Below are 21,643 nucleotides of genomic sequence, written 5' to 3'. Positions count from 1 at the left end.
GATTTGAGCACCGTCACGATCGCCGTCGAAGCGGCGCCCGGTCGCGTCCGGGTGCGCTCGTCCCCGGGGGTCCTGAAGCCGATGGTGCTCGCACGTGGCGAGGGCTGGGCGCGGATGGGTCTCGTCGCCGCCAGAGCCCTCCTGCTCGGCGGCGACGAGGTACGTGTGAAGATCGGGATCGATGACGACTGCCACCTCGAGTTGGTCGACATAGGCGGGACCGTGGCCTATCCCGCCTCGGGCCTTCGCTCGTCGTGGCACAGCGAGATCACCGCGGGGGAGCGCTCCACGCTGTGCTGGGACGCGCTGCCCTTCGTCGTGAGCGGAGGGGCCTCGGTGGCACGGTCCACCATCGTGCGGGGCGGCACCGGTGCGCGCGTGCTGCTGCGGGACACTCTCATCCTCGGTCGTTCCGCGGAGCGCGGTGGAAGAGTCGAATCGTTCTCCGACGTCAGGATCGGAGGGCGGCCGATCTCGGTCGAGCGTCTGGAAGCCGACGGCGCGGAGCCGGTGGCCGGGGTGCTCGGTCACCATCGTGTGCACGACTCGATCATCGCCGCCGGATTCAGGCCGCCGAGCTCATCCTCAGTGCTGGAGCTCGACGCCCCCGGTTCGCTCGCTCGCTGGCTCGGCACGCAAGCCCATCACTCGCCCCTGACAGCGATCTGGCGGAGGTGGCACGCCATCCTCGCGTCGTGAGAGCGGCGCGGGCGACATCTCGGCGGTGAGGTCCGGGCGACGGGATCCGCCAGAGACACGGCGCGGTGCCCTCCTCGCCTGTGCGACCGTTCCGCGCCCTCGGCCGGCGGAGGATTGTTACCGTACTCGTCGCGGGCATGGACTCGGCCGCGTGCTCTGCTCCAGAGTGGGATGCAGCATCCCACCGGAAGGACAGCACATGGCACTGACCGTGACCGCCATCGCGGGCAACCCGAAGCCGGGCTCGCGCACTCTCGAAGCCGCACGGATCGTGGCGTCGCGTTTCGTCGACGACCCTGCCGAGGTGGCCGAGATCGACGTGATCACCCTCGGAGCGGGGCTGCTCGGATGGGGCGACGAGGGCGTCAAGGCCGCCGTCGAGCGGGCGCGTGCGAGCGACCTGATCGTCGTCGCCTCGCCCACCTTCAAAGCGACCTACACGGGGGTGCTGAAGCTCTTCCTCGACCAGTTCGAGACGGGCACCGGGCTCGCCGGCGTCACCGCCATCCCGCTCATGCTCGGCGCGGGCCCCGCCCACGCGCTCGCTCCCGACGTGTTCCTGAAGCCGGTGCTCGTCGAGCTCGGCGCGGTCGTCCCGGTGCAGGGGCTGTACCTGTCCGACCGCACCTATGCCGAGCCCGAGTCGCTCGACCCGTGGATCGACCGGTGGGGCGGTGCCCTGCGCGCCTCGGCCGAGCGGGGTGCCGCCCTGCGGGATTGAGCCGAGGCGGGGTGCCCGCCCTGCGGGCGTTGCGTGCCTCGGCCGCTGCGGGCGCAGCCACGCTCGTCTGGCGCCAGTTTCCTGTGATGGCTGCAGAAGCTTCGTGCGCCTTTGCGGGATGAAGGCGCCATCGCACGATGACGCCGCCGCCTCAGGATGACGCCGCCGCAGGGGCGCCGAACTAATTGAATAGATGCTTAATCTAGTTAATGGTATCGTTCTCATGTGAATGAGATGAGCGCGATGTCCGGGCGCTTTCGCGAGCGACGCCGTCGTCGCGGTGCGACCCTCGCCGCGGACGCCGTCGTCCACCCGTTCCCGCCAGGACGCATCGTCGTCGCGGCGTTCTGCTCCGGCCTGTCCGCTCATCTGGGGGTCGGCGGGCAGGCCGGGTTCTCCGTGCGCGGGGCTGTGGGAACCGTCGCCCCGCGAGCGTCGCCCCGGCCGGCTCGGTGCCGTCGCCCTCGGTCAGTGCCGTCGCCCAGCCCAGCCCAGCACCGTCGCCTCGCCTGGCTCAGCGCTGACATCCGTTCAGTGCCGACATCCCCGATCCACTCAGACAGGGCATCCTCATGACCCACACCGCTGTTCCCCTCTCGGCACCGTCCCGCGCGCCGCAGCACACCCACCAGCCGGTCTGGGCACGATGGGGAGGCGCCGGGATCCTCCTCGGCGGCGCGCTGCTGCTCATCGCCACCGTGCTCGAGGTTCCGCTGAGCGACGAGCTCATCCCGGGGATCTTCTCCGCCTTCGCGATGTTCTTCCTCGGGAGCATCGTCGTGCTCGCCGTCGCGATGATCCCGCTCGCCGTCGGTGACGGGCGCGAGCTCGGCATCGCCGGGGACCGCGTCGTCGGCCGGTTCGCGCTGCTCGCCTTCGGGGCGGTGTTCCTGACGAATCAGACCCTCTACTTCGTCCTGACCTACGCGCTGCCGCCGATCGGCGACAACTCGGGCGCCTCACTGATCTCGGGCGTTCTCGGCATCGCACAGTTCGCCCTGCTGCTCACCGCGTCCGTCTCCGTTGTCCGGGCGGGCATCGCGACGGGCGCCGCCCGCTGGGCGCTGCTCGCGCTCACCGTCGTCGCCGTCGGCAGCGGTCTGGTCGCTGCGGTGTCCGATGACCTCGCGACCGTCACCGTTGCGCTCGTCTCGTCGACCGTCTCGCAGATCGTCGTCGGCCTCACCTTCCTCGCCGCCGGGCGGCGCTGAGGGCGCGCGGGCGGCGCTCCGCACCGGGAGTACCTCGGCCGGTCACCATCCCGGAGTCCCTTCCGGCTCCGCGCCGCCCGCCCCACCGCCGCAGGAAGCGCGCACCCGCGCGCTTAGCACAAACATCCTCCCCACGGCAGGTGTCCAAAATAGCTCGCGGATCGGGGAAACTCGGCATCGTGCCGTTGCTTTTCGAGACAGAGGCCACCCGCGGCGCGCGGGTGCGCGTGTTCGTCCGTGCGCAGCTCCCGTTCCTCGTGAGCGTCGCCTTCGTCGTCGCGTTCGTCGCCGTGGGGAGCCCGGCGTCCTTCGGGGCGCCGATCCTGCTCCTCGGGTTCGGCGTCGCCGTTCTCGCCTCCGTCGCCGCGCTCGTCGTCCCCTGGGAACGGCTCGCCTCCTCCTGGATGCTCACCGTCGCGATCGCCGACATCGTCGCGGTCGCCTTCATCCGCGCCGAACTGCTGGCGGTCATCCCGTCCGCGAGCATGCTCGCGATCTTTCCCATCCTCTGGCTCGCGTACGGCTTCCACCGCTCCGCCATCCTCGTCGCCGTCGTGGGTTCCGGCTTCATCACGTCGTTCACCTTCGCGTACCACGGCACGATGCCGTCCTCTCCGATCGAGTGGGTGAACGTCGTCACTCTGCCGACCCTCATCATCTGCGTCGCGATCGTCGTGAACATCGCCGCGGAGCAGCTCAGACGCAACCGCCGCCATCTGGTCCGCGCGCACGAGGCCGAGTCGGCGGCGCTGCGCCGTGCTCTCGACAACGAGATCCTCGCCGGCACCATCCTCAACACCGTGCGCGCGGCCGTGGTCTTCTACGACGCGTCCGGCCGGCTCGTGGTCGCCAACCGGCTGGCCGGCGAGATGTCGGCGGCCATGGGCATCCGCCTCGATCAGCCCCCGTACTTCGGCGTGGACGTGCTGGCCGCAGACCGCGTCACCGCCATCCCCGCCGAGGAGCAGATCATCCCGCGGGCGCTGCGCGGCGAGAACGTCGACGACCAGGTCGAATGGGTCGGTCCGCCCGACCTGCAACGCGCCATCAGCTCATCCGCCCGCCGGGTGCATCGGGAGGGCGGCGAGCGGATCGGCACGGTCGTCGTCGCTCACGACGTCACCGAGCTGATGGTCGCGGTGGACGTGCGCGAGCAGTTCCTGCGCACCGTGTCGCACGAGCTCCGCACGCCCATGACCAACATCATGGGCTACCTCGACCTCATCGACGAACGCCTCCCCGAGACGGATGCCACGGGGCACGGCTACGCGACGACGGTCCTTCGCAACGCCGACGCCCTGATGGATCGGATCCGCGAGCTCTCCGCCGCGGCGAGCGTGCCCGCCTCGCCCACTCCCCGGCGCACCGACCTCGTCGAGCTGACGGACGAGGTGCTGGGCGAGCTGCGTGAAAGGGCGGCGCGACGCGGCATCACCCTCGAGCACGCAGGCCCGTCGTCGTTGTGGGCTGACATCGACCCCTCGATGGTGCGGCAGGCCGTGAGAGAGCTGCTCACCAACGCGATCAAGTTCGCCGACCCGCACTCCGCCGTGACCGTCGCCCGGCGTCGCACGGACGACCGGTGCGCAATCAGCGTGTCCAACGCCGGACCCGTCATCACCCGCGGTGAGCTGCGGCACATCTTCGACCGCTTCTACCGCACCGCGTACGCACGGGAGAACGCGATCCAGGGCTTCGGCATCGGACTGACGCTCGTCAAGCAGGTCGCCGACGCGCATGCCGGGCGCGTGCACGTCGAGCGCTCGCCGGAGGAGAGGACGGTCTTTACGCTCGAGCTGCCTGTCTCGCGCGCGACGGAGTGAGGCCGGGGAGCCGCGGGCCGAAGGCACGGCGAAGCACGGACCGTCGGCCGAGATGAGGGGGTTCGGCCGGGACGAGGAGGTTTGCGCGGCGAAAGTCCTCGTCTCCGCCGATTGCCCTCGTCTCGGGATGCGTGCGCCTCGCTCCGGGGCCGAGACGGGTTTCCTCAGCCGGGGATGGCGCTCGATGCGCCGTCCAGGGGCGGCGCTCGATGCGCGGCGCCCGGAACGGGTCCTGGGGAGCGCAACTCGTTCGGCGGGGTGCTTCTCGGTCGCATCGGGGCAACTCCTCGTCCTCACGAGGAGTTGCGCGGCCCGCCGGCGAACACCGCGTGCAGCCCGGGCAGCGCCGACACCGCCATGAGCACGGTGCCGAACACCGCGTCGTCGGCCCGCAGCACGGCCCCCGCGATCAGCAGTCCCGCGAAAAGCACCGCCGAGATCACCCGGCGCGCCGCGCGCTCGAGCCGTTCCACACGACGCTCGAGGCGCGGGGAGCCCACCGCCACGGTGCCGTCCTCGACGCGGGAGAGCACCGCATCCACCCGCTGCGGCAGCCGCCACGCGATCCCGGCGACCGACAGCGCCTGCCGCGCGACGTCCTGCACGACGTTGCCGCGCTCGTCGCGCACGAGCTGCGCCGCGTACGGCTCGACCGAGTCCCACAGGTTGAAGCCCGGATCGAGCGCGCTGCACACGCCCGACACGAGCGACATGGCGCGCACGATCAGCAGGAAGTTTTCCGGCAGCTGGAACGGCAGCGAGCGCACCGTGTCGCCGAACTCCACCCCGAAGTCGCGGAACTCGCGCGGATCGACGTCGCGCAGCTCGGCGAGCCCCATGCCGCCGAAGCGGGCGAACAGCTGAGTCATCGCGTGCTCGAGCTCGGCCGTGTCCGCCGACGGGAGCAGCACGCCCACATCGCGGATCGCATCGACGAGCCCCTTCCCGTCGCGCGCCGCCGCCGCGATCAGGAGCTTCCGCAGCCCGCGACGGATGCCGGCCGGCACCTCGCCCATCATCCCGAAGTCGATGAACGTCAGCCGCCAGCCGCGTTCGCTCGCGTCGGGGGTCACGAAGATGTTGCCCGGATGCGGATCCGCGTGGAAGAACCCGTTCGTGAACAGCTGGTCGAACATCACCGCGGCGAACACGGGGGCGACCGCGGCCGGGTCGATGCCCGCCGTCCGCAGCGCCGCCGCATCCGTGATCTTGATCGCCGTCACGTCGGCGAGGGTGAGCACCCGCCGGGTGGTGCGCTCCCAGACGACCTCGGGCACCGCCACGCGGTCGTCGCCCGCGAAGTCCGCCGCAAACCGCTCCGAGCTCGCCGCCTCGTGCAGGTAGTCGATCTCCTCCAGGCTCGTCAGCGCGAACTCCTCGACGAGTGCGGGCATGTCGACCCGCTCGGAGACGATCCGCACCCGGCTGAGCCAGCCGGCGACCTTGCGGAGCGCCGCGAGGTCCACGTCGACGATCGCATCGATGCCCGGCCGCTGCACCTTGATCACGACCGCATCCAGGCCGGTGTCCTCCGCGTCGAACGGCGCGAGCCGGGCGCGATGGGCCTGGCCGAGGGATGCGGCGGCCACCGGTGTCTCGTCGACCCACGCGAACGCGCGATCGAGGGGCACGCCGAGCTCGGCCTCGGCGAGTGCGCGGATCCCCGCGAACGGCACCGCGGGCACCTCGTCCTGCAGGCCCTCCAGCTCACGCGTGATCTCGGGCGGCAGCACGTCGAGCCGCGACGACATGAACTGGCCCACCTTGATCATCAGGCCGCCGAGCTCGACCGCGAGCACATGGAACCGCTGCGCGAAGCGCTGCATCCGCCGGGCGCGGCCGCGTGCCGCGACCCGGTCGAGCCCGATGCGCGGCAGCAACAGCTCGAACCACCACGTGATCGCCAGGTGTCGTCCGGCGAACCTCAGGATGCGGCGATACCGCGCCCGTGTGCCGTCCTGCACGGCTCGGGGGCCGGGCACCGCGCCGGGCCGGGCCGGGTTCGTGCGTCGCCGCGGATCTCGGGGTTCGGGACGTTCCGCCGACACTCGGTCAGTCCTGCGCGAGGATCGCGTAGAGGCGTCGGCGGGCCTCGTCGAGCACGGCGACCGCCTGGTCGACCTGCTCGGGCGTGCCGGTGCGCTGAACCTGCGTGGCCGCCTGCGCGAGCTCGACGCCCGCCTTCGGCAGCGCCGTGAAGCCGGGGCGGTCGCGCGTCTCGGCGGACTCCCACGGAGCCGTCCTCTCAGCGGCCTCGTCGCGGCCCGCCTCGGTGAGGGCGTAGGTCTTGCGGCCGTTCGACTCCTCGGCACTGATGAGGCCCTCGTCGGCGAGCAGCTGCAGCGTGGGATAGACCGAGCCGGCGCTCGGCTTCCAGCTGCCGCCGCTGCGCTCCTCGATCTCGCGGATGATCTGGTAGCCGTGCATCGGGCGCTCGGCGAGCAGGGCGAGCACCGCGGCCCGCACGTCGCCGCGGCCCATGCGCGGGGTGACGCGCTTCTCGAAGGCGGTGCGCAGCTGGTCGAGCCCCTGCCAGAGGCTGTCGGTGCTCAGGTTCGGGCCGAAGCCGCCGAATCCACCGGACGGGAATGATCCACTCATGGTGTCCTCCTGATTGCGCTCATTGCATCTGAACGATGCTCAACGATATATCGCTGAGCATCCGGAGGAGGCGTGCCCGGCATTCTCCGAGCGCACTGCCAGGCGCCGCTCCCGCTCTGCGCCCGATCGCGTCTGCGCTCCGGACTCGGTCGGATCTAAGGAAATTTTCAGGAAAGAGCCGTTAGCACTCGATGCCGCCGAGTGCTAAATTGTCTGTAGTTGAGCCGCAGGGGCTCAACTCTCGATTCGGAAGGAGATCTGTTCATCATGCCTATGACTTTTGACCCTTTCACGGAGCTGGACCGTCTGGCACAGAGCCTGCTCCCGTCGCGCGAGAGCCTGCGGGTGATGCCCGTCGACCTCTACCGTGACGCCGATCGCTACGTCCTCAGCGCCGATCTTCCCGGCATCGATCCCGGCTCGGTCGACGTCGATGTCGACGGACAGCTGCTCACCATCCGCGCGCAGCGCACGCCCGGCGGAGCGGAGGGCGCGAAGTGGCTCACGCGCGAGCGTCCGGCCGGCAGCTTCTTGCGGCAGTTCAGCATCGGCGAGGGCGTCGACACCGCGGGCATCTCGGCCACCTACGACAACGGCGTGCTCAGCGTGATCATCCCGATCAGCGAGCGCGCGAAGCCCCGCAGGATCGACGTGCAGAGCAGCGGGGCGCCCGCCGACCCGCAGCGCGCCCTCCGCAGCTGACGCTCCCGGCGCGCGCACGGATCGCGGCCCGCCCTCGCTCGCCCCTCTCGCTCGACGCGAGTCGGCGCCGGGGCGGGCCGCGGCGCGTCCGGCCCGAGCCCGGGCCGCGTCGCGGGCGGGAAGCCCGCCACCCCGACGCGGATGACGCGAGCGGGACGACCACTGCGGTCGGAACGGAGCTGATGCTCAGGGCGTCGGGACGACGACCCAGGTGTCGGCCGACCAGATCACCGTGCTCCCGTCCGACGCGGCGATCGCGGCCGGGCCCTCGGGTGAGGCCTCGGCGGCGCACACGCTCGCAGTCGTCGTCACGGCGAGCCCTGCGCAGTCGGCCGCCGTCGACACGGACGCGACCCCGGCGGCGGATGCGGTCACGGCCAGGGCGTCGTCCGCGACCGGCAGCCAGGCGCCGTCCGTGAGCTGGTAGGCCGTGCCGTCGCAGATCAGCGCCGTCGTGCCGCCGCCCGTCCGCACGCCCCATGCCGTCGCGCAGGGGGCATCGATCCGGGCGTTCGGCGTCACGAGCACGCCCGGGTCGGTGGGGTCGAGGTAGGTCGCCGCAGAGAGCGCGTCGGGGTAGGACTCCCAGAAGCTTCCCTGCGTGAAGGTGCGAAGCGCCTGCAGCTCGCAGCCGCCGCCCACGAGCGCGACCAGCTGCGCCTCCGAGGACTGCAGCGGCTCGAGGGCCAGGATCTGGCCGATGCCGAGGTAGCGGGGGGTGACGTCGGCCCAGGTCTGTCCGCCGTCCGTCGACCGCTCGAGCACCGGCTCGACCTCGCCGCAGGAGCCCGCGGTGGCCCGCCAGATCGCCCCCGAGCCGGTGACCAGCAGCCGCTCGGCGGGACCCGGTGCGACGACGGGCGCCGTCGTCGGCTCCGGGGGAGCGGGCGTCGGGGCGGGTGTGGCGGTGGCGCCGTGCGTGAAGGTCGGCGCCGGGCGCGCCGTGCCCTCGACCTCACCGTTACGGGTGTGCTGGAACGCGAGGTAGGCGAGAAGGATGACACCGATCGCCAGCACGGCGACGAGCACCCCCGACAGGATCCGTCCGGGGGCGTTGGTCGTGGTGCGAGGTCGTCGTGCCATCGCCGTGGGGGTTCCTCGTGATCAGGTGGCGTTCGGGACGGGGTTCTGCCGGTCGGGCTCCTCGGCGGCGGACGCCTTCCCGCGCCGCTTGCGCTGAGCGGGAACCACGGCATCCGCAGACGCGGCGCTGTAGACACCGTATCCCCCGTAGCCGTAGCCGTAGCCATAGCCATACGCGTCGGCGCCGCGGGTGGGGACCATCGAGAGGATCACACCGGCCACCTTTCCGCCGACCGTCTCGAGGGTGGTCAGCGCACCCTGGAACTGGCTCGTGGTCGTGCGACCGGTGGCGACGACGACGAGCGCGCCGCTCGTCGACCGGGCGAGGACGGCGGCATCGGTCACCGGCAGGAGCGGGGGAGCATCCAGCAGCACGACGTCGAAGTCGCGGCTGATGGCCTCGAGCAGCTGGGACATCTGCTTCGACCCGAGCAGCTCGCTCGGGTTCGGCGGGATCTTGCCCGCAGGCAGCACGAACAGCGGCCGCTTGCCCCACGGGAGCATGACGTCGCCGACCTTCGCGCGGCCGATCAGCACGTCGGTGAGGCCTGCGCCGCCCTCGATGCCGAGGTACTCGGCGAGCTTGGGCTTGCGCAGGTCGGTGTCGATGAGCGCGACGCGCTGCCCCGCATCCGCCAATGCGATCGCGAGGTTCGCGGTCGTGGTCGACTTGCCCTCGCTCGGGATGCTGGAGGTCACGACGAACGTGTGGCCGCCGTCCATCTCGATGAACTGCAGGTTCGTGCGCAGCGAACGGAAGGCCTCTGACCGCGGGTTGTACGGGTCGGCGTGCAGGATGAGCGGGCGCTCCTCGGCCTTCGGGTCGAAGGGGATGGCGCCGATGATCGGGCGCTCGGTGAGGTTCATGATGTCGCGGGCGTTGCGCACCTTCGTGTCGAGCACGGTGCGCAGCACCGCCACGCCGATGCCGAGCGCGAGGCCGACGAGCGCGCCGAGCGCGAGGTTGAGCGGAACGTTGGGGCTCACCGGCACGTTCGTCGGCAGGGCGTCCTCGGCGCGGGTCAGCTTGACCGGGCTTCCGGCCGCCGGATCCGTCGTCTCGATCGTCTCGACGGCCTCGGTGAGGCTCGCCGCGAGCGCGTTGGCGATGTCGGCGGAGAGCACCGGGTCGGCGTTCTGCACCGCGATCGTGATGAGCGTCGTGTTCAACGTGTTCGACGCGGAGATGCTGCTCGCGAGCTGGCCGGCCGTGATGTCGAGGCCGAGCTCGTCGATGACGGGGTTCACGACGATCGGCTTCGTCACGAGATTCACATACGTCGTGACGCGCGCCTGGGTGAACGTGTTGCCCTGCTGCAGCTCCTGGATGGAGTTCGCACTCTGGGTCGACACGGCGACCGTCGACTGCGACTCGTAGAGAGGCGTTCGCGTGAGGGAGTATCCGGCTGCGGCACCAAGCCCAACAAGCGTCACGACGACGATGATGAGCCAGTTCTTCCGCAGAACCCGGATGTAATCGCTGAGCTCCATGATGCCTCTCAGTTCAGGGGGTATCGGCATTCATCCTGCCACAGGCGTTGTTACGGGCCGGTTGCGGGAGTCACGGGGTGTCGCGCGAGAACCGAGGCCGGGAGTCAGATCGGCGCCGCCCCGTGCTCGTCGAGGCCGAGGTCGTGCCCCGCCGAGACCGCCTCCGCGCGCGTCGACGCGCCGAGCTTGCGGTAGATCGAGGTCGTCTGCGACTTGACGGTGTTCACCGAGACGAACAGCTTCGCCGCGATCTGATCGAGAGACTCGTCGCCGCAGAGCGCGCGCCAGACGGTCATCTCGCGGGGGGTGAGGATCGATCGGGACACCGGCACGGGGAAGGGATCTGTCGCGCTGGGGAGGAGCGCCTCGGCGTTCAGGGCGGGCAGCAGCACCGGCCGCTCCTCTGCGGAGACGAACAGCAGCGGTGTCCGGAGCTCGTGCGCGCGCAGGATGCGGGCCGCACGCCGCGCGACGGCCGCCGCGCCCTGACGGCCGAGGCGGTGCCCGGCCACGGCCGATATCAGCAGCCGTTCGGCATTGCGGCGCGGGGTGAGGCCGCCCGTCGTCGCGATCGCACGCACCAGATCGGATGCCGCGTCCGGCTGCTGCCGGGCGAGGGCCACCCGTGCCCCGCTGAGCGCCACCGCGGTGGTCTGCGGGGCACGATCGAGCAGCCGCGCCGCCGTTGCGAGCTCGCCGGCCGCGATGGCGAGATCGGCCTGGACGGCCGCGAGGTCGCCGCGCAGCGCCGGACCCGTGGGCGCGGCGGCCCACGCGTCGATCTCGTGCGTGATCTCGTCGAACGCCGTGCCGGGGTCCGCCCCGGCGAGCAGTGCCAGAGCGCGTGCCCACAGCACCACGGGCCAGAACTCGGCGGTGTCGGCGTGCCGGGTCGCCTGGTAGTACGACGTCGCCTCATCGGGGCGAGCCCGCTCGACGAGGTCGACGATGGTCGCGGCCCGGACTCCCGCTGCACGGATCGAGAGCAGCCATTCGGGGTGCTCGACGTCTTCGAGCCGCGCGATCGCTGTGCGCGTCGCCGGCATGTCGCCCTGTCGCGCGAGCGCCATCGCCGTCAGCGACAGGAGGTGATGGCGCCGGCGCTCGTGCGGGTCGTCGTGGATGAGGCGTGTGCCTTCGAGCACCGCATCGTCGTGAGCGAGGGTCGCCTCGACGACCAGGGCCTGCACGACGCCCACCTCGAACGCGGTGCCGAGGCTCCGGCGCTCGGATGTGGGCATGGAGCCGGCGGTGGCGAGGAGCCGGCGCGCGTGCTGCGCTGCGGCGCCGGCCTGACCGCTCGTGCGACGCAGCGCCATGAGCGCCAGATGGTGCAGAAGACGATCTCCGGGCCGGGAAGGCATCGGGCGGGAGAGCAGATCGCCCGCCGCCAGCGCGGCGAGCTGGCCGCTGCGCAACGACGGACCGTAACCGTGCTCCCACTCGGCGATCGCATGGATGAGCGCGAGCGTGCCGTCGCGCTGCTCGATCGGCGGCTCGAGACCGTCGAAGAGCGCGGCGACCTCGGTCAGCCGAGTCGCGGACAGCTCGGAGAAGTGCCGGGCGAAGAACGGCCAGAGGTCGGCATCGTCCTGGGCGGCGAGCATCAGGCGCATCACCTCGACCGGGTCGCCCCAGGCTCGGAGCTGCGTCACGGCGGTCCGGCGCAGTCGCTGCAGCTCCTCGGGGGGCAGCGCCTGGTGCGCCTCCGTCGCGAGCAGCTCGGCGACGATCGGATGGAACGCGAACACCGCGCGCTCGCGGAGCCGCATCCGTCCGATGCCCTCGAGCTGGAACCGATGCAGCAGGTCCGTCGCATCGGAGCGCCCGGTGAGGGCCCGCGCCAGCGCGTCGTCGACCTCGGGCACGATCGCGAGCCTGATCGCGGCCGCGCGCTCGGACTCGTCGGCGAACGTGGGGAACAGCGGATCCATCGCGCGGCCGTTGCGAACGGTGTGCTGCAGTGCGGTGCGAACGGCCGTCGCATCCGATGCGGGCGCGAGCCGCGCGGTCGCGGCCAGGGCGATGCGCGAGGCGAGCGGGTTGCCCCGGGTGTACTCGAGGATCGCCGCGGACTCCGTCGGCGACAACGTGCGCGCAGGACACACGAGCCGGGCGACAGCGGCGAGCTCGTCGGCGTCGAAGGGCAGGTGCTCCGCCCCGAGTGTTCGGGTGCACAGCCGCGCTGCGACATCCGCCCGCTCGAGGCGGATCGGCGCGCGGGTGGTGATCACCGCCGAGATCATGGGGCAGCGCTCGAGCACCCAGGAGATCTGCTCCTGCGTCTCCTCGTCCAGCAGATGCATGTCGTCGATGACCACCCGGAAGCGGCCGCCGCTCCGCTGCGACTTGGTGACGATGAGCGCCGGCAGGTCGGCCAGCGCCACGTCGCCCGTCAGATACGACAGCAGGACGCTGCGCCGCTCGTGCAGCACCGCCGCCGCGCTCGTCACCGCCCGATGCCAGAAGGACGCGCTCGTCGTGCAGGCCGGGTCGATCGCGATCCAGATCGTCGTGGGGTCGGATGCATCCGGGACGGACCGCACCAGCTGGGTTGCGAGCATCGTCTTCCCCGCCCCCGCCTCGGCCCGGAGCACGCATACTCGTGCACCGGCCGCGGCCTCGAGCAGGCGCGGCCGGTCGAGGAGGATGTCGGTGAACATCGTGCTCGGATGCACGATCCCAGCATGCGGGCGCCGGAACGAGCCACCTCGGCGGCGGGCGCTCGTTCACCCGTGATTTCACCTTGTGGGACCGCCCACGGATGAGCGTCACGACGACGATGACGAAGGAACTCTCATCCTGCGATACGCCGCCGTACGAAGGAGGGTCAGAAGTAGGGAACACTCAGGGAGTGCCACTGTTCGAGTTGGAGGCGACCCGCGCCTCCCGCGTATGCGTGTTCCTGCGTGCGCAGCTCCCGTTCCTGCTCGGCGTGCTGTTCGTGACGGCGATGGTCGCGGTCGGGCATCCCGCGTCTCTGACGGCCCCGATCGTGATCGTCGGCGTCGCGCTCACCGTGCTCGCCTCCCTCGCCGCGCTCCTGGTGCCGTGGGAGAGCCTCCGCCCGACGTGGATGATCGTCATCTCGATCGCCGACATCGTCGCCGTCGCCTTCCTCCGGGCCGAGCTGACCTCGGTCATGCCCTCTGTCGGCATGCTCTCGATCTTTCCCGTCCTCTGGATCGCGTACGGCTTCCCCCGCCCGGCCATCCTCGCCGCCGTCGCCGGCGCCGGGTTCATCACCTCGTTCACCTTCGTCTACCAGGGCCGAGTGCCCTCGACCGCCGCCGAGTGGATCAACATCATCATGCTGCCGACGCTGATCATCGGCGTGGCGCTCGTGGTGAGCGTCGCCGCCGGCCACCTGCGGCGCAGCCGGTCGCGCCTGCTGGTCGCCCACGCCTCCGAGTCGGCGGCCCTTCGCCGGGCGGTCGACAACGAGATCCTCGCCGGCACGATCCTCAACACGGTGCAGGCCGCGGTCATGTTCTTCGACCCCGACGGCCGGCTGGTCGTCGCCAACAGACGCGCCACCGAGCTGTCGGTCGCCGTCGGCATCCCGCTCGACGAGACGCTGCACACAGGCGCCGAGATCTACGCGGCCGACCGCGTCACGCGGGTGCCGCCCGAGGAGCAGGCCATCCCGCGGGCGCTGCGGGGGGAGAACATCGCCGAGCGCCTCGAGTGGGCGGGGCCGCCCGACCGGCAGCTGGCCCTCAACACCTCCGCGCGGCGCGTGCATCGCGAGACGGGCGAGCGGCTCGGCACGGTGATCGTCGCCCACGACGTCACCGAGCTCGCCGTCGCCCTCTCGGTGCGCGAGCAGTTCCTGAAGACCGTGTCGCATGAGCTGCGCACACCCCTGACGAACATCATCGGATACCTCGACCTCATCGCCGAACGTCTCGACGCAGCGGATCGCACCGGTCACGACTACCTCGCCATCGTGCTGCGGAACGTCGACGCGCTGATGGACCGCATCCGGGAGCTGCGCGCGGCATCCCGCAGCTCGGTGCCTCTCGCGCCGCAGCACGTCGATGTGACGACCCTCGTCGACGGTGCGATCGCCGACGTGCGCGAGCGGGCGGATGCACGCGGCATGACGATCGAGCGCGTCGGCACGACGCCCCTGCACGCGCACGTCGACCCGTGGCGGATGCGGCAGGCCATCCGCGAGCTGCTCACCAACGCGATCAAGTTCGGCCACGCGCACTCGGCGATCACCATCGGGCAGAGCGGTGACGCGCACGTCTGCCGGGTGAGCGTCACGAACGTCGGTCCCGAGATCGGCGGAGCCGACCAGCGCCACATCTTCGACAGCTTCTACCGCGCGTCGTACGCGCACGAGAACGCGATCCAAGGCTTCGGCATCGGTCTCACCATGGTGCGTGACGTCGTGGCGGCGCACGACGGCCACGTGATGATCGACCGTCCGACCAGCGGCACGACGCGCTTCACCGTCGAGGTGGCAGCGGGATGAGCGCTCCGGGCGCGCGCGGGGCGCCTGCCGCGGGCGGTTGACCCCCGCGGCAGGCGTCTCGTCGGCATTCCACGGCCTCGCCTTCGGGGAACGCGGTCTCGTCTCGGCGGGAACGCGGTTTCTCATTCATGGGAACACAGGGCATTCTGGTACGTGTACGACCTGGGCGCGGAGCGCCGCGGACGATGCGTGTCCGCGGCGGTGCTGCTCCTGGACAGACGCATGCGGGGACGGGTCGGCGCGGCCGACGAGCGCACATCGGCACGCTTCGGCCGTCGCCGAGGGGCACGGAACCGATCCGAGGGGGAAGAACATGACGGATGACGCGGTGTCGAAGCGTCGGATGGCGGCGCTTCCGCCGCATCCGAGCCCGGATCCTGCTCCCCGGGACCGGTCGGCGGATGCGGACTGGACGAGCCAGATCACGGCCGTCGCGATCGTGCATCTCGACGTCGACGGGAACATCACGCGCTGGAACCCCGGCGCCGAGCGCCTGAAGGGCTACTCCGCCGAAGAGGTCCTCGGCACGTCGTTCACCCGGTTCTACCGTGACGAGGAACGCACACGGGGGCTCCCCGCGGCGCTGCTTGCGATCGCCGCCGCCCGGGGATCCGTCGAGGACACCGGATGGCGCGTCCGCGCGAGCGGCGAGCAGTTCTGGGCGCATGTCATCATCACCGCGCTGCACGACGATGAGGGCGAGATCGACGGATACGTCAAGATCGTCACCGACCTCAGCGTGGCCAAGCGCCGGGAGGACAGCGAGCTCGCGTTCCTGCGCTCGTTCGCTCACGACTTCCTCTCGCCGATCACCGCGCTGCGCGGGTACGTCGACCTGCTCCTCGACCCGACGCTCGGCACCGGCCACGCGCTCGAGCGGCTCGTGACCGTGACCGAACATCTGTCGACCATGATGGAGGGGCTCTCCAACCGGTTGGCCGCGAGCACACCGGCGGCGTCCGCATCCGTCGTCGACGTCGTCGACGTCGTGCGGGAGGCCGCGGAGATCGTGCTGCCGGGCGACGCGTACGGGCGATTGCGATACCACGGGGCGTCGAGCCTGAGCGTGTGGGCCGAGCCCGTCTCGCTGCGCCGCGCGATCGCCAACCTGATCGACAACGCGGCGAAGTACAGCGCTGACGCCATCGACATCTCGGTCGACGCCGACGGCGACGGCGCGCTCGTCACGATCACCGACCACGGGCGGGGCATCGCCTCCGAAGACCTGGGGTCGATCTTCGATCCGCTCGAGCGCGGCCGGCTCTCGGACCCCGACGACGGTGGAACGGGCATCGGCCTGGCCAGCGCCAAGGCGTTGCTCGAGCAGCAGTCCGGATCGGTCAGCATCGACAGCGCCGTCGGGGTCGGCACCTCGGTGGTCGTCCGCCTCACGGCGGTGGAGGGGCTGCGGCCCGCGGGCACGGACACGGTCGGCGCCTCGTCGAGCGGCCCGGGCGAACGTACGGCGGCCGCCCCGACCGGCTCGGGCCCCTCGGGCGAAGGCGGGGGCGCTGCCGCCCGGCGCACGTCGGACGAGGACCGGCGTGCGGGTGCGAAGGCGCGTGCGGTGGCGGTGTTGCGAGTGGCGTAGGTCGGCGCTGCGTGCCGGACTCAGGCCTGCGTGCCGGACTCAGGCCTGAGTGCCGGGCTCAGGCCTGCCGCGTCGAGCTCAGGTCGGAGCGTCGGGCACGTGGGCGAACGCGCGCACGGGGAAGGTGCCGAAGCCCTCGACCTTGGGAGGGACGGCCGTGAAGGTCGCGCCGCGGGCGGGCACCGCATCGAGGCCCGTGAGGTGCTCGACGACGTGGATTCCCGCGCCCAGCAGCAGCGAGTGCGCGGGGCGGGCGCCTGCCGCATCCGGGCTCGTGTCGTCGATGTTCACCGAGTCGATGCCGACGAGCGCGACGCCGTGGTCGATCAGCGCGCGGGCGCCGGCCTCGGTGAGGAACGGTGCGCCCTGTCCGTAGGCCGCGGTGCCGAAGCGGCGGTCCCAGCCGGTGTCGAGCAGCACCGCGTGGCCGGCCGGGACGTCGGTCGGCAGGTCGGCGGCGTCGATCGCCCTCGGGCCGTGGTCGCGCAGGTGCACCGTGACGGTCGGAAGATCCACGAGCGTCGCGAGTTCGAGGCTCGCGAGGTCGCCGCCGTCGCCGTAGCGGTGGAACGGCGAGTCGAGGTAGGTGCCGGTGTTGCCGATCATCGTGATCACGTCCATCGCGAACTCGGTGCCTGGTGCGTAGACGCGGCGGGAGTCCTCGCGTGTCAGGTGCGGCGTGATCGTCGGGGCGGGCAGCCCCGGGTACGTGACGAGGCCGGCGCGGACGGTGTGGCTGAGGTCGATGAGCACTCCGCCATGCTGCCCGCATCCGCGGATCTTCGCTTTATCCCGGCGCGGTTTCGGCAGGAAACCTGCGAAGGACAGCGCGATCGCGTCGGCCCGCCCGCGATCGGACCCCCTTGCCTCATTGCAGGGGGGACACACCGACCGTCGCGGGCGCGGACGTAGACCCATCCGGCGCAGAACGCCAGCCCCCTCGGCGTGCGGCCGAAGCGACGTAGCGTGGAGGAACCGCTGGGGGTCACGACCCCGTTGATCGACTGAGAAGGGAGCCCGACATGGGACTCGACGACAAGATCAAGAACACCGCTGAAGACGTCTCCGGCAAGGCCAAGGAGGCCACCGGCAAGGCCACCGGCGACGAGCGCCTCGAGGCCGAAGGCAAGGGCGAGCAGACCCGAGCCAGCCTCAAGAAGGCCGGCGAGAACGTCAAGGACGCGTTCAAGTAAGCCGCCCGCTCGACGGTGCCCCGGAGATCTCGGTCTCCGGGGCACCGCTGCGTCCGGGCCGGGGATGCGGTCTGCTCTGCGCGATGGCGCCTGTTTCCTGTGATGGCGGGTGAAGTAGCGATAGCCGCCCCAGGTTCGAGGCGCCATCACGCTGCGCTGGGCCATCGCGCCCGTCGCACCGACTATCGCGTCGGGACCGCCCGCTCGACGAGGAGCTCGTAGACGAGGTCGGTCGTCATCGTGCCGAGCTCGGCCAGGCGCAGGGTGATCCGCTCGAGGTCGGCCATGTCGGCGGCGACGATCTCGAACACGAAGCAGATCTCGCCCGTGATGCGCGAGCAGCGCACGATCCGGGGCTCCTCGTCAAGGATGGCGAACACCCGCGCATCCTGGAATCCGTCGACGCTCAGGCGCGCGATCGCGCGCAGCGGGTACCCGAGGGCCGACGCGTCCACCCGAGCGGTGTATCCCGACACGACACCCCGCTGCTCCAGCGCCTGCAGGCGCACCCTCGTCGCGGAGATGCCGAGGTGCACGGCGGAGGCGAGGGCGGTGAGCGACATCCGCCCGTCCGTCTGGATCGCCTCGACGATGCGGCGATCCGTGGCGTCGATCGCGAAGGCGTGGCGCGGACCTGTCATGCAACGAGCATGCCGCAAGATCTGCGGTCACGGGCCTCGGATGGCGTCGAAGCGTGCTTCGCTTCGACAGCGCCGTTGCGTAGCGTCGTGAGTGTCGGCATCCGCGATCCGAGCGGCCGTGCGCGGTGGAATCCGATGCGCGCCCGACAACGACCGCTCCATGCCCGACGACCGCCGGTCCCACCCCGAGAGCGGTCGTACCCGTTCCGAGAGGATGCATCCGAGATGCCCACCCCCGTGCGGTTCCATTTCGTCGACGTGTTCGCCGACGCGCCGCTCCACGGCAACCCGCTCGCGCTGGTCGAGGACGCCGATGCGCTCGACGTCGAGACGATGCGCGCGATCGCCCGAGAGTTCAACCAGTCCGAGACGACCTTCGTGCTCTCGCCGACGGATGCAGCCGCGACCGTGCGACTGCGCTCGTTCACGCCGAACGGCTCCGAGGTGTTCGGCGCGGGACACAATGCGCTGGGGGCCTGGCTGTGGCTCGTCGAGAACCGGCTCGGCGACGTCGCGCCGCCGACGGGCTTCGTGCAGCAGATCGGTGACGACCTCCTTGCGGTGGACGTGCGGCGAGGCGCGGACGGGGGAGCGGTCGTGTCGATGACGCAGTCCACGCCCGTGTACGGCGCGGAGGTCGCGGATCGCCGCCGTCTGGCGGCTGCCCTCGGCCTCGACGTGCGCGCTCTCCGCACCGACCTCGCGCCTCAGGTGGTGTCGACGGGAGCCGGGCACCTCCTGGTGCCGCTGGTCGATCGGGAGGCGGTCGACGCCGTGGCTCCCGATGCAGCGCAGCTGACCGCCATCCTCGAACAGGCGGGCGGCGAGGGCTGCTACCTGTATGCGCTCGATCCCGCGGCGCCGGATGCGGTCGCCTACGCGCGTTTCGTCAATCCGATCATGGGCATCTCCGAGGACCCCGCCACCGGCACGGCCGCGGGCCCGCTCGCGGCACTGCTGGTCGCGCACGGACACGTTCCGGATGGTGCCACGGCGATCATCGAGCAGGGCTTCGCGCTGGGCCGGCCCAGCCGGATCCGCGTCACCGTCGCCGGAGACGACGTGCGGGTGAGCGGCTCCGGCCTCATGGTGGCGGACGGGACGCTCTTCCTGTGAGCGGGGATCTCCGGGAGCGAGCGCCGGTCGGCGGGGACCGCCGTGCACAACTCATGACATACGCATCGAGCTGTCGCGACCCGCGGATCTCTGCAGAGCGAGACAGCTGTGGGTGGAGTCCGTCATGAGTTGTGCACGCCCGTCGGCGCGATCTCGCGTGAGCGAGCGGCTCGGCGCGACCCGCGGGGCCGCTGATCAGGGGCACGACGAACCGGCGGGGGACTCGGCGCCCTCGCCGGACGAGCGGTATCTGCTGCAGGCGATCGCGCTGGCTGCGCGGGCGCGGCGCGCGGGGGACCCGCCGTTCGGATCGCTCCTCGTCGACGCGGGCGGCGTCGTGTTGCGCCGAGCGCGCAACACCGTGGTGACCTCCGGTGACATCACTGCCCACCCCGAGCTGAAGCTCGCGCGGTGGGCGGCGCGCGCCTTGAGCCTTCAGACGCGCCGCGGGCTGACCCTCCACACGAGCTGCGAGCCGTGCCCGATGTGCGCGAACGCCATCGCCCGCGCGGAGATCGGGCGCGTGAGCTTCGCGCTCTCGACTGCGCAGCTCGCCCTCCTCAAGCCGCCCGGATACATCAACGCCGACGCGGCCGCCGTGGTCTACGACGGCCCGGCGCTGCACGCTGCCGCCGCCGCCCCGCTGGAGGGCTACTACCGCTGACACGCGGGCTGCCGTATCCGTCCTGGGGTCAGGCTCAGCGCCCCTGCGGCGCGTTCTGCGGGATGGCGACAGCCCGGTCGCGGCCCTTCGTCTCGTCGCTTCGCTCCTCGCTTTCGCATCGGGCATCGCAGATGCTGGCGGCGCGAATGTTCCGGCGCGATGACGTCTGTTCTCCCCGGTGGCGCCATCATCCTGCGGTGGCGCCCGGCATCTTGGTAGCCATTGCAGGAAACTGGCGCCATTAGCGGAGCGAGTATGCTCCGTAGGGTTCGCCGCGAGGCTCAGCGCAGCCAGACCGCCTCGACACCCCAGCCGAGCGGCACCACCCGGTCGACGGCCCAGCCGGCGGATGCGGCGAGCCGCCCGAGCTCGTCCGCATCGCGCATGGGCGCACCCGTGGTGGCGAAGGCGTGGAGCGCGTGCTCCGCCGCATCCGGGCTCAGCGTGTCGGGACGCGACGACTCGATCACGACGAGCCGGCGCGCGTCTCGGCGGAGCCGGGTGAGCAGCGCCATCGCCTCCGCGTCGGTCCGGTGATCGAGCGCCATGGCCGCGACCGCGAGGTCGGCGCGCCCGGACGCCTCCGTCGCCCACGACGTCGCCCCCGGATGCAGAGTGCTCTCGCGCAGCGCCTCGAGGAGCACCGTGTCGGCCACGACCTCGAAAGCGGCCGTGAGCCCGTGCTCGACGAGCGCGTCGAGCACGGCGGCGGCGCCCGGCCCGGTGAGCGCGCAGCGCGCGACCCGCTCCCAGCCGGGGTCGGTCACGAGTCCGCTCAGCAGATAGCTCAGCACCTCCGCGTGCTCGACGAGCTCGGCGGCCACATCGGCGTCGGCGGCGTGCTCGGCGAGGGTCGCGCCGTGGCGCAGCTCCCACGCGGACGCGCCTTCGCCACGCAGCGCAGGCGCGAGCGCCTCGAGGGCGAGCAGCTCGTCGGCGTGGTGTCCGTCGAACTGCTCGCGCACGTGCTCGTCGTCGATCAGCTCGTCACCGAACGGAGCGAGCTCGAGTGCGTCGGGGGCGCCTGCGACCACACCGCTGCCGCGAAGCGCGGGCAGCAGAAGCGCGAGCCGATCGGAGGCGATCCCGAGCTCGCCGGCGACCGTCGCGAGCGGGCGACCGGGCGCGTCTGCCAGCGCGTCGACGAGCCCGATCCGCAGCGCCGCACGCACCACGAACCATGCCAGCGGCGACGCCGGCGGGCGGACGGCGGTATCCGTCCGGGTCGTGCCGGGCGCCGAGAGCGAGGTCCGCGCCGGCGGGTTCGCGTCGGCGGCCGAAGTACCGCTCGCCGCGACGGCCACACTCGCCTCCGATGCCGTCGATGCCGTCGCGGCTGCGTCGGATCTTCCTGCGCCGGATGCTGCCGCCGCGGTCGACGCCGCCACACCATCGCGGCCTGCGGCCGGATCCGCCGCGTCGGCGTCATCCGGCTCCGCGTGCCAGTAGCCGGTGATGTTGACGTGCGACTTCGGAAGGCCGCGCTCGCGCGTCGCGAACCGGCGTACCGGCAGCAGTGCGGAGCTCTCGGCCGCGGCCCACAGGTATCCGGTGCCGTCGGCGGGGCATGCCGCGCGGATGGCGGCCTCGAGGGATGCGCCGGACCCCGCCGCCGCCCCCGATC

The 21,643-nt window shown here is 71.6% G+C and carries 18 protein-coding genes; 10 read left to right on the top strand and 8 right to left on the bottom strand.

Going from position 1 to position 21,643, the window contains the following annotated elements; translation table 11 throughout:
* The first annotated feature begins 3 nt into the window (after positions 1 to 3).
* From GVL03_RS08585 to GVL03_RS08570, 4 genes are all read left to right on the top strand, one after another.
* Positions 4 to 699, top strand: a complete 696-nt coding sequence (locus GVL03_RS08585) for an urease accessory protein UreD (protein WP_159500579.1) — start codon at positions 4 to 6, stop codon at positions 697 to 699.
* Positions 700 to 898: 199 nt separating this feature from the next.
* On the top strand, positions 899 to 1,420 hold the full coding sequence (locus tag GVL03_RS08580) for an NADPH-dependent FMN reductase (RefSeq protein ID WP_200847114.1): 522 nt from the start codon (positions 899 to 901) through the stop codon (positions 1,418 to 1,420).
* Between the two features lie 572 nt (positions 1,421 to 1,992).
* A complete protein-coding gene (locus GVL03_RS08575; protein ID WP_159500578.1) occupies positions 1,993 to 2,631 on the top strand; it encodes a hypothetical protein in 639 nt (212 codons plus the stop codon).
* 179 nt (positions 2,632 to 2,810) lie between these two features.
* Positions 2,811 to 4,454, top strand: a complete 1,644-nt coding sequence (locus tag GVL03_RS08570; RefSeq protein ID WP_159500577.1) for a PAS domain-containing sensor histidine kinase — start codon at positions 2,811 to 2,813, stop codon at positions 4,452 to 4,454.
* 293 nt (positions 4,455 to 4,747) lie between these two features.
* Here GVL03_RS08570 and GVL03_RS08565 read toward each other — a convergent pair whose 3' ends face one another.
* Together GVL03_RS08565 and GVL03_RS08560 are read right to left on the bottom strand one after the other, a co-directional pair.
* Positions 4,748 to 6,436: an AarF/ABC1/UbiB kinase family protein gene (locus tag GVL03_RS08565; protein WP_159500576.1), complete on the bottom strand. Its 1,689-nt coding sequence runs from the start codon at positions 6,434 to 6,436 to the stop codon at positions 4,748 to 4,750.
* 70 nt (positions 6,437 to 6,506) lie between these two features.
* A complete protein-coding gene (locus tag GVL03_RS08560) occupies positions 6,507 to 7,055 on the bottom strand; it encodes a PadR family transcriptional regulator (protein ID WP_159500575.1) in 549 nt (182 codons plus the stop codon).
* Positions 7,056 to 7,322: 267 nt separating this feature from the next.
* Between GVL03_RS08560 and GVL03_RS08555 the strand changes: the two genes are divergently transcribed.
* Positions 7,323 to 7,757: an Hsp20/alpha crystallin family protein gene (locus GVL03_RS08555; protein ID WP_159500574.1), complete on the top strand. Its 435-nt coding sequence runs from the start codon at positions 7,323 to 7,325 to the stop codon at positions 7,755 to 7,757.
* 186 nt (positions 7,758 to 7,943) lie between these two features.
* On the opposite strand, the gene GVL03_RS08550 is transcribed toward GVL03_RS08555, so the two are convergent.
* The 3 genes from GVL03_RS08550 to GVL03_RS08540 form a co-directional block, all read right to left on the bottom strand.
* Positions 7,944 to 8,840 (bottom strand): hypothetical protein, encoded by an 897-nt coding sequence (locus GVL03_RS08550; protein ID WP_159500573.1) that lies wholly within the window; start codon positions 8,838 to 8,840, stop codon positions 7,944 to 7,946.
* Positions 8,841 to 8,861: 21 nt separating this feature from the next.
* Complete coding sequence (locus GVL03_RS08545; RefSeq protein ID WP_159500572.1) at positions 8,862 to 10,331, bottom strand: polysaccharide biosynthesis tyrosine autokinase; 1,470 nt, start codon at positions 10,329 to 10,331, stop codon at positions 8,862 to 8,864.
* A 104-nt stretch (positions 10,332 to 10,435) separates the two neighbouring features.
* Complete coding sequence (locus GVL03_RS08540) at positions 10,436 to 13,009, bottom strand: LuxR C-terminal-related transcriptional regulator (protein WP_159500571.1); 2,574 nt, start codon at positions 13,007 to 13,009, stop codon at positions 10,436 to 10,438.
* Between the two features lie 176 nt (positions 13,010 to 13,185).
* Between GVL03_RS08540 and GVL03_RS08535 the strand changes: the two genes are divergently transcribed.
* Positions 13,186 to 14,814: a PAS domain-containing sensor histidine kinase gene (locus tag GVL03_RS08535; RefSeq protein WP_159500570.1), complete on the top strand. Its 1,629-nt coding sequence runs from the start codon at positions 13,186 to 13,188 to the stop codon at positions 14,812 to 14,814.
* Between the two features lie 313 nt (positions 14,815 to 15,127).
* Positions 15,128 to 16,405: a PAS domain-containing sensor histidine kinase gene (locus GVL03_RS08530; protein ID WP_159500569.1), complete on the top strand. Its 1,278-nt coding sequence runs from the start codon at positions 15,128 to 15,130 to the stop codon at positions 16,403 to 16,405.
* Positions 16,406 to 16,483: 78 nt separating this feature from the next.
* Here GVL03_RS08530 and GVL03_RS08525 read toward each other — a convergent pair whose 3' ends face one another.
* A complete protein-coding gene (locus GVL03_RS08525) occupies positions 16,484 to 17,158 on the bottom strand; it encodes a cyclase family protein (RefSeq protein ID WP_235038079.1) in 675 nt (224 codons plus the stop codon).
* 269 nt (positions 17,159 to 17,427) lie between these two features.
* Between GVL03_RS08525 and GVL03_RS08520 the strand changes: the two genes are divergently transcribed.
* Positions 17,428 to 17,598: a CsbD family protein gene (locus GVL03_RS08520; protein ID WP_159500567.1), complete on the top strand. Its 171-nt coding sequence runs from the start codon at positions 17,428 to 17,430 to the stop codon at positions 17,596 to 17,598.
* A gap of 182 nt (positions 17,599 to 17,780) precedes the next feature.
* Here GVL03_RS08520 and GVL03_RS08515 read toward each other — a convergent pair whose 3' ends face one another.
* The gene (locus GVL03_RS08515; RefSeq protein WP_159500566.1) at positions 17,781 to 18,239 is read right to left on the bottom strand and encodes an Lrp/AsnC family transcriptional regulator; all 459 of its coding nucleotides are present in this window, start codon (positions 18,237 to 18,239) and stop codon (positions 17,781 to 17,783) included.
* Positions 18,240 to 18,464: 225 nt separating this feature from the next.
* Here GVL03_RS08515 and GVL03_RS08510 point away from each other — a divergent pair, with 225 nt between their 5' ends.
* Both GVL03_RS08510 and GVL03_RS08505 read left to right on the top strand, forming a co-directional pair.
* Positions 18,465 to 19,355, top strand: a complete 891-nt coding sequence (locus GVL03_RS08510; RefSeq protein ID WP_159500565.1) for a PhzF family phenazine biosynthesis protein — start codon at positions 18,465 to 18,467, stop codon at positions 19,353 to 19,355.
* Positions 19,356 to 19,512: 157 nt separating this feature from the next.
* The gene (locus GVL03_RS08505) at positions 19,513 to 20,019 is read left to right on the top strand and encodes a nucleoside deaminase (RefSeq protein WP_200847113.1); all 507 of its coding nucleotides are present in this window, start codon (positions 19,513 to 19,515) and stop codon (positions 20,017 to 20,019) included.
* 281 nt (positions 20,020 to 20,300) lie between these two features.
* Here the strand turns inward: GVL03_RS08505 and GVL03_RS22025 are convergent.
* Positions 20,301 to 21,643 (bottom strand): SIP domain-containing protein (locus tag GVL03_RS22025; protein WP_200847112.1); only part of this gene is annotated, 1,343 nt, incomplete at its 5' end.

Source organism: Microbacterium sp. 18062, from assembly GCF_902706225.1.
Taxonomy (GTDB): domain Bacteria; phylum Actinomycetota; class Actinomycetes; order Actinomycetales; family Microbacteriaceae; genus Microbacterium.
The sequence above is the reverse complement of the archived record's forward strand: the minus strand, read 5'-3'. Positions and strand labels throughout refer to the sequence as shown.